The sequence below is a fragment of the Paenibacillus sp. YN15 genome, assembly GCF_003285005.1.
Taxonomy (GTDB): Bacteria; Bacillota; Bacilli; order Paenibacillales; family NBRC-103111; genus Paenibacillus_AR.
The window spans coordinates 23,813-36,074 of the sequence record NZ_QMFA01000012.1 but is presented as its reverse complement, the minus strand read 5'-3'; the positions used below and the strand labels follow the sequence as shown (position 1 = coordinate 36,074).

Annotated in this window: 9 protein-coding genes; 6 read left to right on the top strand and 3 right to left on the bottom strand. The window is 50.0% G+C overall.

Annotation, left to right across the window (positions count from 1 at the left end):
- The first annotated feature begins 705 nt into the window (after nt 1-705).
- Nucleotides 706-2,271: an extracellular solute-binding protein gene (locus DQG13_RS11985; protein ID WP_113020002.1), complete on the top strand. Its 1,566-nt coding sequence runs from the start codon at nt 706-708 to the stop codon at nt 2,269-2,271.
- A gap of 387 nt (nt 2,272-2,658) precedes the next feature.
- Here the strand turns inward: DQG13_RS11985 and DQG13_RS11980 are convergent, their stop codons facing one another.
- From DQG13_RS11980 to DQG13_RS11970, 3 genes are all read right to left on the bottom strand, one after another.
- Nucleotides 2,659-3,411 carry a class I SAM-dependent methyltransferase gene (locus DQG13_RS11980; protein WP_113020001.1) on the bottom strand — a complete coding sequence of 251 codons (753 nt, stop codon included), beginning with the start codon at nt 3,409-3,411 and terminating at the stop codon, nt 2,659-2,661.
- Nucleotides 3,412-3,450: 39 nt separating this feature from the next.
- Nucleotides 3,451-4,107 carry a class I SAM-dependent methyltransferase gene (locus DQG13_RS11975; protein WP_113020000.1) on the bottom strand — a complete coding sequence of 219 codons (657 nt, stop codon included), beginning with the start codon at nt 4,105-4,107 and terminating at the stop codon, nt 3,451-3,453.
- A 461-nt stretch (nt 4,108-4,568) separates the two neighbouring features.
- Nucleotides 4,569-4,949, bottom strand: coding sequence for a DUF4395 domain-containing protein (locus tag DQG13_RS11970; protein WP_309472230.1), 381 nt, complete (start codon nt 4,947-4,949; stop codon nt 4,569-4,571).
- 147 nt (nt 4,950-5,096) lie between these two features.
- On the opposite strand from DQG13_RS11970, the gene DQG13_RS11965 reads away from it, so the two are divergent.
- The 5 genes from DQG13_RS11965 (at nt 5,097) to DQG13_RS11945 (ending at nt 12,201) form a co-directional block, all read left to right on the top strand.
- Nucleotides 5,097-5,861, top strand: coding sequence for a SagB/ThcOx family dehydrogenase (locus tag DQG13_RS11965; RefSeq protein ID WP_113019999.1), 765 nt, complete (start codon nt 5,097-5,099; stop codon nt 5,859-5,861).
- Nucleotides 5,862-6,356: 495 nt separating this feature from the next.
- On the top strand, nt 6,357-7,127 hold the full coding sequence (locus tag DQG13_RS11960; protein ID WP_258525637.1) for an ABC transporter permease: 771 nt from the start codon (nt 6,357-6,359) through the stop codon (nt 7,125-7,127).
- A 16-nt stretch (nt 7,128-7,143) separates the two neighbouring features.
- The gene (locus DQG13_RS11955; RefSeq protein ID WP_113019997.1) at nt 7,144-8,016 is read left to right on the top strand and encodes a carbohydrate ABC transporter permease; all 873 of its coding nucleotides are present in this window, start codon (nt 7,144-7,146) and stop codon (nt 8,014-8,016) included.
- Nucleotides 8,017-8,076: 60 nt separating this feature from the next.
- A complete protein-coding gene (locus DQG13_RS11950) occupies nt 8,077-9,717 on the top strand; it encodes a type 2 periplasmic-binding domain-containing protein (RefSeq protein ID WP_113019996.1) in 1,641 nt (546 codons plus the stop codon).
- A gap of 204 nt (nt 9,718-9,921) precedes the next feature.
- Nucleotides 9,922-12,201: a helix-turn-helix domain-containing protein gene (locus tag DQG13_RS11945; RefSeq protein WP_181592716.1), complete on the top strand. Its 2,280-nt coding sequence runs from the start codon at nt 9,922-9,924 to the stop codon at nt 12,199-12,201.
- The last annotated feature ends 61 nt before the right edge of the window (nt 12,202-12,262 follow it).

Below are 12,262 nucleotides of genomic sequence, written 5' to 3'. Positions count from 1 at the left end.
AACAGGTCTCCGTCCAGCTGTGGGTAGGACATAGCGGAAATCCGTTTCCGCTATGCCCCTATAACTTCGGCCTCGCCACCTTTCGCCCATACGCTCACCGCATCCGCAACGAGACTTATGCCCCTATTCTCAGCTTCGCCACCTTCCGCTCACGCGCCCGCTTCATCCGCAGCGGAACTCAGCGGCGCTTACAGAGGAAAATCGGGTTAGTTTCAGTTTTAGCGGAGCTCAGAAGCTCTTGCGGGGGCGCGAGGAGGCCTGCAACGGCTTGCGGCGCCAATTTTCGCTGGTTAAGTGTTCTATAGCTCCGTTAATGCTCCAATTGCTGATTTTTCCCGGCAGAAGGGTCTTATAGTTCCGTTACAGCCGCACCGCCGAGCCCGCACCACCGTATAGCCCGCAGCCCGCGCTGCTGCACCGCTGAGTCGCATTGCCGTGCAGCTGGCAAGCTGCATAGCTCCAGCCGCACCGCCGAGCCCGCACCACCGCATCATCGGCCGAAACGCCTGCCCAAGGCCATAACGGTACCCCGGCAGAGGGCTTTTGACCGGCCCATCTAAAAAAATGACAATCCCACATGGAATCATTCCATTGTCGTGATCCCGTCCGGGCGATAAGATAAAGCCATGCAAGATAAAGCGTTTACAAACAACGCTTTACCCACTCAGTCACCTGCCTATATGGATAAAAAGGGAGAGGTTCGCAATGAAAAAATGGCTTGGCGTATGTCTCACCGCCGCATTGGCTGCCAGCGTTGCAGCAGGCTGCGGAAGCGACAACAAAGAAGAGGGAGGCAGCAGCTCGCCTGCAGCTTCCAAAGCCCCTGAAAAAACCAAATTCTCCATCTCGCTGCGGACGCTGGCGTTTAACTACGTGGAGAAATCACCCGATATCAACAACGATAAATGGGTGAAAAAGCTGGAGGAGATGACCAACTCCGATCTGGACATCGTGCTGGTGCCCCACAAGGAATATGAGCAAAAGATGGTGCAGATGTTTGCCACCAACGATATTCCCGATGTGGTGCAAGGCGCCGGCGGCGTCAACGGCAAGGAAATGGCCGGCTCCGTAGCGGCGGGCGTATTTATGCCGCTGGATGATCTGCTGAAGCAGTACGGTCCCAATCTGTTGAAGAAAATCCCCAAGGATGCCTGGGACAACGTAAGCTATCAGGGCAAGATTTACGCCATACCGGAGTACCTGTCCAACCCGTCCCGCCGCGCTACCTGGATTCGTAAAGACCTGCTGGACCAAACCGGACTGCCTGTGCCGAAAACTGTGGACGAGTACCTCGAGGTGCTGCGGGCCTTCAAGAAGCTGGGTGTGGAAAACCCGTACATGGGCCGCCAGGACTTCAAGTATGCCGACACCTTCTTCGGACCGTATGACGTATACCCGTACCTGTCCATGTTTGAGGAAGTAAACGGCCAGGTTCAGCCCAAGTTTATGGACAACGAAAACATGATGAAGGCGCTCCAAACCTACAAGACCATGTACGATGAAGGCCTCATCAACAAGGAATTTGCCACCATTAACGCCACCAACTACAAGAATGCCATTCTGGCCGGCAAAGCAGGCATGTGGACCATGAACGCCAACGAGCTTCTCCAGTGGGAGCAGCAAATGAAGGCCACCGTTCCCGGCGCCAAGCTGGAAATCATTCCTTCCCCGGTAGGACCGGACGGCAAGGGCGGCTATTATCTCTACGGCTCTGTTACCCGCTCTTACTTCATTAAGGAAGGCACCAAGAATGCGGCGGATATTATCAAATTCTTCGATTGGATGATGAGCGACGAAGCAGAAACCTTCTTCACCTTCGGCATCAAGGGAGAGACCTACCAGGAGGAAAATGGCAAGATTTCCTACACCTCCCCCACTGACGCCAACGGCGTGGATGAGGAGCGCTACCGCCAAGCCTTCCTGTGGCTGGTGCAGGATACCACCTACAACAAAGGCTCTCTCAGCTTGACAGAGGAAGGCAAGAACCTGATCAAGGTTTACGACACGATTCTGGCAAAAGAAGGCCGCGACGGCATCCAGTTTGACCCGCGTCTGGATTCGTTGGTGAAAAATCCGGATGTAGCTCCCAACTCCGATACTGCACCTCCTGTACTGCTGACACACATGGTCAAGATGGTTTACGGCAAGGAGCCCATCAGCGACTGGCCTAAGGCTGTGGAAGAATGGCTCTCCAAGGGCGGCAAGGACGTCATCAAGGAAGCTACCGAGAAGTACAAGAGCAAGACCGGCGTCACCATGTCCCGCAGATAAAAGCGCAGGCAAGCGGTGCGCATACGATCTATACAATGGACGAAAAACCGGCACAGGGAAACCTGGCCGGTTTTTTGCCGTCTATGCGCATTGCGGCGAGCATTTCCCAGTTGGGATTTTTCCTATATTTTCTCACCAAGTAAACACATTTATTTTAAAATTTTATTTGACGGATCATCCGAAAGTGCCTATTTTGACAAAATAACAGACCACCATGATCAAATAGAATCCATATTGGAGCCCAGCACACCGCGCCTACAAAACACCATCAAGCAGTTGGTTTGGCGGCCATCGTCATCCACACGCATCAGCCTCGACGCCACCGTCCCAAAAGACATCCACCTGCATAGCCTTAGCCTCGGCCGCCGCCCTCTATGGGGCCAACGGTTACGGGCGGCCCCAATAGGCCACTGTTTCGTTGGGCTGCATGTAGATGCCGTCCTGGGCGCAGCGATCAAACAGGTCCTCCAGCGCCGCAACGTATTCCTCATAGCGGGGATCGCCGGGTTTTAGCGAATAGGAGCTGGACAGGTTCCGCTCAATAAAGCCGGTTTTGTCAAACGGCAGATCATTGGGGAATTTTTCTACGGTAAAATTCTGGTGAAAGAAGCCTCCGATCTTGTCGTCCAGATAGGCGATCCCGCCGCTGAAGCCGGTGAAATTGGGGCAGAACTCCCGCAGGACGGCTTCATTTTCGCGGACGGAATCCCGGTTGTGAATCCGCGAATTCCACACCAGCACCACCTGGCCGCCAGGCCGGAGAATCCGCCGGCATTCTTGGCCGAAGGCCTCTGCATCAAACCAATGGAAGGCTTGGGCTACGGTTACCGCGTCCACGCTCCCGCCGGGAAGGGTGGTATCCTCCGCCGTCCCGGCCACGGGCACAAACCGCTGCTCATCCGCCAGCTCCCGCTCGGCTACCGCACGCATGTCGGCATTGGGCTCCACGCCGTAGACCCGGCAGCCGCAGGTGAGCAGCGCCCTGGAAAAAATCCCGGTGCCCGCCCCGATATCCGCCACCTCCGAGCCTGCTCCGATTCCCGCCGCCTGGGCGATGCGGTCCAGCATAGCCTGTGGGTATCCCGGCCTGGCCTTGGCGTAAAGCTCGGCCTTTCCGGTAAATTTGCCTGTGTTGTTCATTGCATATCCCTCCGCTTTCCCTGAATAGATGGCACCGATTTAAAGCGCCCGCGCATGGATGTGGAAGTGGCAGCCTTTTTTGCCCAGGAAGGAATGGTCCTCCACATGCCTGAATTGCAGCATCTCAAAGCCGGAGAACAGCTCCGCCGCTTCATGGGCGTTCACATAACAATGGGGAATGCCCTCTTCCCCGTCCTTGGCATATTGCAGCGTCCGCACATCCAGCCGCCGGTATTCGGGCCCGGCCCTGGTATAGTTGGGGCTTAGCGTGGAATTCAGGGTCAGGAAGATCTCGTCGCCGGGGCGGGTGACTCTGGCGATTTCCCGGGCGGCTTGCTTCAGCCCCTTCACATCCGTGTGATAAATGCAATGGTACGAGAGAAGGCTGTCGAAGGTATTGTCGGCAAAAGGCAAAGCCTGCATGTCCCCTCTCACCAGCTCCATCGGCAGCTCCCGGGATGCAGCGCTTGCGGCAAGGGCGTCCAGCCCCGATTGGGACAGGTCGAAGGCGGTTACCGCATAACCCGCCTCCGCAAATTGCAGGGCATGGCGGCCCAGACCGCAGCCCAGGTCCAGAAACCGGGTGAGGCCAAGCTCTTTCCATCTCCACACGTAATAGTAGCACTCCTGTGCGGGTGTCTCCCAAACAGGGTCCTTGCTTTTGATCCAATCCCATTCCTGAGACAGCACCGTCATCCCCTCGTTTCACATTGGATTGCCAGCTTCAGCCTATCCTTTTATTTTGCCACATTCCGCGGGAAAAGGTAAGTCGGCTGCGGCCTTGCTCGCCTGCGTGGACCTCCCATGATAGCGGTCATCAAATGTATGCTATCCGGCAAACTGAGCGGCTCGAAGCAAAATAGCGTACCGAAAATGTATGCTAATGGTGTAAATGAGGCTGTTTTTGAGGGGGATTTGGCAAATAGCATACATTTTATGTTCTTATTGCCGGACTTTTTCCGGTTGAGGGGCCGTTAGCGTACATTGTCTGGCGCTTACATTAATCCGACTCGCGGGGAGAATTTCCGCCGGGGACTATCCGCATGGTCCAAACCGCCGTGCAAACCCAAAAAGAGCCTGCGCGGCAGACTCTTCGGGAATCGGAAACAGTGAAATGGCTTAACGTCCTCCGGTCAAGCGCCCGGCTCTAAGCTGCTTCACCCAGAAGTAGAGGGTACAGCCGACGCAATAACCCAGCAGGGCAGCGCCTGCCGCGCCAGCAGCATCACGGCGAACACATAGCCTGCGGCGGTCCAGCCCAGCAGCAGGCTTCCCAGCGACAGCGTAAGGAAAGCCACGGCCAGCGAATTGTTGAACCGGAGCAGCTCCGCGGCTTGCGTTTCCTTGCCCTTGGGGGTAAGGAAACGCCGGCCCAAGGCGGCAAACGGATTCCAGCGTCCCCCGGTAGCCAGCCCCGCCGCCTGAATCACCCATAGGGCAGCGATGATCCAGGGCTGACGGAACACAAGAAAGGCAATCACCGACAGCACGATGCCGGTTTGGTTGGCTTTTACATATTCAATGGGGATTTCCTTCATAAAGGGTCCGCCTCCAAATTAATCTGATTAAAATGATTGGAATAATTATAATTATTTTAACAAAGAGACAGGCTATCCGTCAATGCAGGATTGCGGTACAATTGGGTTAATTTTCATAATGAACAAGACTATTTGGAGGGAAGAGAAATGCTGTCAGAGGAAGAAGTGCGCCGGAAAATTCAGGAAAACCGCAATTTTATGAAAAGCATCTTCGGCAAGGACCAGTATGAATCCGACCAAAGCAAAAAGCTGCCCCAGCCGCCCCTGTCCCACCCGGCAAGAGGAACAACTGTCATTCCGTTGACCAAGGAGTTCGCGGGAACCGTGAAGCAGGCAGATTATCTGGCCTTGCTCCAAACCCGCAAAAGCGTGAGAGTGTACAAGCAGGAGCCCATTTCCCTGGAGCAGCTGGCATTTCTCTTGTGGTCCACCCAAGGAGTAACGGGCATCCGCGGCAGCGGGTATGCGGCGCTGCGCCCGGTGCCTTCGGCGGGAGCCAGGCATCCCTTTGAAACCTACCTGGCCGTGTTCCAGGTGGAGGGGTTGGAAAAGGGGATTTACCACTATCTTCCGCTGGAGCATGCCCTGGAATTTGTGGTTGCGGTGGACAATCTGGAGGAAGAGGTAACGGTGAGCCTGTGCGGTCAAGGCTGGGCAGCCAAAGGAGCGGTGACCTTCTTTTATACGGCGGTGCCCTACCGCAGCGAATGGCGGTACTCCATTGCCTCCCACCGGGTCATGCTTATGGATGTGGGCCATGTGATGCAGAATTTGTACCTGTCCGCACATGCCATTGGCTGCGGAACCTGCGCTATTGCCGCCTTTGAGCAGGAGGTGGCGGACCGGCTGCTCCAAGTGGACGGCGAAGAGGAATTTGTGGTATATGCGGCCCCGGTGGGAGTGCAGCTGTAGGCTCCAGAGTAAGGACAGACCGGCAGCCAATGTCATAAGTGGAGACGCAGGACAGACAATCAGAAAGGGCAGATTATCGAAAAGATAACTGCTCTTTTTTCGCGTCTGGACGAAGCGCCTACCCCATATTTCCGGCCGGAAATCCAACAAAACAGCAGTGGCGGAGCGAAATCGGGCAATAAAACAACATGAAAACAAGATCATTGTAATTTACAGTGGTACCCTCAGCTGTTAAGGTAATCTCAGCAGGCAGGTTGAAAATACAGAATGTACAGAAAGAGGGATTACAATTTGAAGAGCAATGTTACCATACCGGCTCCATTAAACGGCACCCGACAAAAAGGAAAAAGTCTTTTAAAACGAAATTCCCTCTTGAGGGAATATGTAAAGCATAAGTATTTATTCCTGTTGCTATTGCCTTTGCTTGTTTATTATGCGGTTTTTCACTATGCCCCCATGTATGGAATCATGTTGGCCTTTAAGGATTTTTATCCCTTGAAAGGGATTGCGGGAAGCCCGTGGGTTGGCCTGGAGCATTTCACCATGCTTTTTACCGGTCTGGATTTTCTGCCTGTATTGAAGAATACACTGATCATCAGCTTCTACAAGCTTTTTTTCGGCTTCCCTGCACCCATCATACTGTGCTTAATTATCAATGAAGTCAGGCATACCTTTTTTAAAAAAGCCGTGCAAACAGTTACTTATTTGCCACATTTTATATCGTGGGTGGTGCTGGCGGGATTCCTGATTGAGCTGCTTTCTCCCAGCCGGGGCCCGATCAATATTTTGCTTCAGCTTTTGGGCATTGACCCCATCTTCTTTATTGCAGACGTAAACTGGTTTAGGGGAGTTATCGTAGCATCCTCGATCTGGCGGGAGGTAGGCTGGCAATCCATCATCTATCTCGCCGCCGTAGCAGGAATTAACACGGAGCTGTATGATGTTGCCAATATGGACGGGGCAGGCAGGCTGCAAAGAATATGGTATATCACCATCCCCTCCATTACGCCGGTTATCATTATCATGTTCATTTTTGCCACGGGGAGTATTATACAGGATGATTTTGATCAGATTTATAACCTGTTGAATGCCAAGGTTTTATCGGTGGGAGACGTCATCTCCACCTATACCTACCGTGAAGGGCTTGTGAATATGAACTTTGGTTATGCCACAGCAGTGGGGTTGTTTAAAAATGTAGTCGCTTTCACATTGGTGATGAATGCAAACTTTATCGCAAGAAAATTCAGCAATTATGCTATTTTATAGGAAACGAGGTAACTTTATGAGAATAAAAAGGACGGTAGAGGATGTCCTTATAGACACATTCGTTTACACCGTATTGATCCTGCTGTCAATCGCAACCCTATTGCCCTTCCTGCAGGCCATTACCATATCGGTAAGCCCGTCCTCTGTTGTATCCAGCTTCGGCTTTCATATCATTCCCACCAAATTCGACTTTGAAGGATACAAGCGGATTCTGGAGTATTCCTTAATCTGGGAGGCCTACCGGAATACCATTATACGTACTGTTGTGGCTACAGCGCTGTCCGTATTCCTTTATACGATTGGGGCCTATCCCTTGTCCAAAAGCTATCTGCCCAACCGGAAGCTTTGGACACTGATTATTATATTTACCATGTATTTCAGCGGAGGACTGATTCCGTCCTACCTGCTTGTCAAAGGATTGGGGCTTTATAACAGCTTTGGCGCGCTGATTCTTCCGGCAGCGGTAAACACATTTACGCTGATTATTGTCAGAAACTTCTTCATGACGGTTCCCCAAGAGATTGAGGAATCGGCCCGGATCGATGGCGCAAATGAGATGTATATCCTGTTTAAAATCGTTATTCCCATCTCCATGCCGATTATCGCCACTGCGGCGTTGTGGTCAGCAGTTTCAAACTGGAATGCATGGTTTGATTGCATGATTTATATCAAGGATCAAAACAAATATGTCTTGCAATATGTTTTGAGACAGATTCTGCTTCAAGGACAATCGGTGGATGTGATGGGGGAAAGCCAGAACATCTATGTGAACAGCGAAACCATGAAGATGGCCGCCCTGGTGGCTGCAACTCTTCCCATCATTTGCACCTACCCGTTTTTGCAGAAATACTTTGTCAAAGGAATGCTTATCGGGTCCGTAAAAGGCTAAGCATGATGTTGTCAGCGATATGCTGGTAATATAAATCAAATTGAATGTAGGAGGAACGCTATGTTATTCCGTTCAAAAAGGGGTCTTTTCATTTGTACTGCGGGCATCTTGGCACTGACGGCGGTTGCAGGCTGCAGCAAGGATTCTGCAGGCCAGCCTGAAGCAAGCTCCAAAACCGAACCCGCTGCCTCACAGGCGGGGAAATTGCCGCCGGTTGCCATTGATTGGCTGGGGTGGCAGTCCGTCGCGCAGCCCAATATGGAGTCGGATGTGGTGAAGGCGGTTGAGGAGCGGTTTAATGCGAAATTCAATATCTGGTACGTGGACGACCAGAAATGGGATGAGGTCCTAAACATTCGCCTGTCCGCGGGAGAAGTTCCCGACATCATGAGGCTGAAAAACAGAGCCAATCTTAAAAAGTATGTAGAGCAGGGCATTGTCGGCGAAATTCCGGTGGAAAAGATAGCCAAGTATGCACCCAATTATATGAAGTTGATTCAAGAGAATAATCTGGACAGTACAATTTGGAGACTGACCACCCAAAACGGGAAAAACTACGGGTTCACCGGCGTAGGAACCGGCCAGTATCCCTCGGTGATTTCATGGAGGATCGATTGGCTGAATAAAGTGGGAATCACCAAGATTCCGGAAACACTCCAGGAATTTGAGGAAGCCTTCTACAAATTCAGAAATGATGATCCCGATGGAAACGGGAAAAAAGACACCTATGGTCTGTCCAATTCCATCATGCCGGCCGTCATGGGAGCCTTTGGAGCGCCGCCTTTCGCTTCCAATGATTTTAAGGGAACCCCTATGCCCGAATTGCGGTGGTCATTGAACGATCAAGGGCTTCCGGCATTGAATGCGGTTCAGCCGGAAATGAAGGAAGCGCTGTCATTGCTTCAGAAATGGTACAAGGACGGCATTGTTGATCCGGAGTTTGTAACTGGTGAGAATAAAGGAGGATATTGGGCGCTCTCGCAGGATTTTATGAACGGGAGAGTAGGCGTGAACGGATTTGCCTCGTATTATCATTGGGTACCGCCCTTAGCGGCCAATGATCCCGGCGGAACGATTTATCAGGAGTGGAAAAAGATCAAGCCGGATGTGGAATTCGGGAAGAACTACATGCTGGGCAAAGCCCCTGTTGGCCCCAAAGGGAAATCCGGACAGCTGGCAGGTGAAAATTTTACGGAATCCATGGTATTTTCCTCAAAGGTTGTGAAGGACGAGCGGAAGGTCGAGACGATTCTGAAAATGCTGGATACCTATATTTCCGATAAAGATTACACCATGATGGCTATGTACGGACAAAAAGATAGAGATTACACCATCAATCCCGACGGTACCTTAGTGGATTTGGTAAAAACCGTTCAGGAGGGCGCCAGCAAAGGAAGAAACATTTTTAACTTCATGCAGACGGTGCCTGCGGTTTCCAAAAAGCTGAAGGGCCCGCAATATGATTTTGGCGACAAATATTTGGTGAAGGCATACACGCAGCTTTCCATACCTGCGACGGATGCATACTCCAAAAGCTATGCCAGCTTGCAGAAGCTGACGGTGGAAACGTATTTCAAAATTATTACCGGCGAGAAAAGCGTGGATTCCTTTGACGAGTATGTAAAGACCTTCATGAGCAATGGCGGGGAAGAAATGATTAAGCAAACCCAGGATGCATGGAAGGCGTTGACAGCGAAATAAGATTGCCTTAAGCTGCTATTGTAACAATCGGAGTACCGGTTACGCGGGTTATCGGTACTCCGGATAAGTTATGCTTTTCATCGCACAAGATTACGTTCCCCTTAAATGATATAGAGCAATTAGAAAACATCAGGGGGAGGGGGAGCAATAATGAAACTGCCTTTAAAGCTAAATACAATTTTCGCAAGGATGTTAATTTTTAACATGGCCATGATTATCATGGCAACCATCATACCGCAGGCTGTCTTTTTCAATTTTTTTACCAAAACCTATGACGATAATGCCAAAGCATACAATACGAAAAACGCTCTTGAAATCCGAAATTACGTGGATGAAACCGTTGTTGAGAAAGTGGTTAATCTTCCCAATGTCTATTTTTCACAGCTGCAAAGCAATGATGACTTGGTATTTCCAATGGAGAATGATATAAGAAACACGCCTTCGAGAATTTTAACGATCAGCCAAAAAATATTCAATATAACATCCTCCATGGATTTTCTGGACTCCATTGATGTGTATTACCGGGCGGGAGAGGTGCTTTTTATCAATTCCAACGTCCATTTTATTCAGGATGTGGAAACTGGAAATGACTATGCCTTTGAATGGATATCCAAATACAGGGATGCTGCTTCCGAACGCTCCTGGTTTGTCAATGAAACGGTCAAAACTGGAGCGGAAAGAAATGTTACCGCTTACAAAAGAAATATTCCGTATAACGTAAGCAATCAGGAAAGCAAGGCCATTGTGGTGATCAATATCAAGCAGGACTTTCTCAATAAATTTATTAAAAACATGAATTTGCAGCAAGAAGAGGTGATGCTGATTGTCAATAAAGAGGGGGAAATTGTGGCCCATCAAGACAGCAGCAAAATCGGAGCCAGCATTGCGGATACGGCTTTAGGCAGGTTTGTCCTTCAGTCGGAGATGAGCGGAAATAAGGATTTGAAAAGTGAAGGAGAGCTGGTCACGGTTTCCTATGTAAAATCCGGCTACAACGACTGGAAATATGTTTCCGTTCTGTCCATTGAGAGCATCCATAATAAGAACCGCCAGATGATGCTCTATATTCTGACCCTTTGCATCATCCTGCTTGTTGTCAATTTGACCATGTCCTTCGTGTTTACCAAAGGGGCTTACCAACCCTTCGGAGTGGTGTTGGACAGGATCAGAAAGCTGTCTGCCGTATTCCGCGGAGAGGAAAATACTCTGGCCCAAAATGAATACCAGATGCTGGAGGGGACGATTCATAACCTGGCGGGGAATATTCACAGCTTGAGTGAAAAATTGGAGGCAAACAAGCCCATCATTCACCATGATGCCATTTCAAGGCTGATCCTGGGGAAAACCAATCTGGACGAGGTAAAGGATATCGAAAGATTGGCGGGTTTGAGCTTTACCGGGAGCTACATCTTTACCTTTATCATTCAAATCTATTCCGATACGGGCCTGGGGTATGAAAACAGGATGCTTGTCAACTACAGCATTGTTCAGGAGCTGGGGATGAAAAGAGAAGGACTGCAGGTGGAAAGCATATCGGAGGACGATAGAACAATCGTCGGATTCGTCAACTTTGAGCTATTGGAAGATAAGAAGAATATCTGCGGACAGCTGCAAGCAGCAATTGAGTCGGCGGTGAATACAAAATTTGCGTTTTGCATCGGAGGGACTTATCCGAGAACGGGAGATGCCATATTCAAATCCTATAAAGAAGCGCAGGAGTGCTGCAAATATATGTACTTTATGCCCCATAAACGGATATTTGCCTATGAGGATTTATGTGTTTCCCCAAAGCATGACCTTGAAAATCCGGTTAAGCTGTTAAACAGGCTGGAGGATGCAATAAGAAGCGGGAAGGATACTGACTTCAGCACACTCCTGGATTCCATAGTAGAGGATTTGATGACCGGCTTCTATCATATGGACGACGGCATGTATATTCTCAATTCCATCGTTTCCGGCATCAAAAAAACCTTAATCGGTTTGGATATGAATGAATGGGATACCTTTGGTTTTGATTTGCGGGAGCAGATGCAGGAGATCGGGAATATCGCTGATTTTCGGATGTGGATGAATGATGTGTTCCAGGTTCTATGTCTGAAAAGGCAAAATACGAAGAAATCGATGATCAATAATGAGCTGGAGCAGAAAATTATAACCTATATCGATGAAAACATATACAACAATCTGTCTCTTGAAAATGTAAGCAAAGCATTGAATATAAGCGCCTCCTATTTAAGCAGGAATTTCAGAGCCTTGATCGGGATGGGCTTCTCTGAATATTTATCTGAAAAGAAAATGCAGTGCGCGGCAAAGCTTCTGTATGAGTCCGACCGCACGGTTAAGGAAATCGCTTCCCAGCTTGGATATAACAGCATCCAGCATTTTATCAAGCTCTTTAAGGAAAGGTATGTGCTGACTCCGAAGGAGTATCAGAAAAAGATGAGAGGCGATATCCGGGATATGAAAGGAGATGATGCAGAATAGCTGCATAATATGGATCGGGACAAGTATGGAATGAAAGAAAAAATGTTACGAGGAGCGTCGG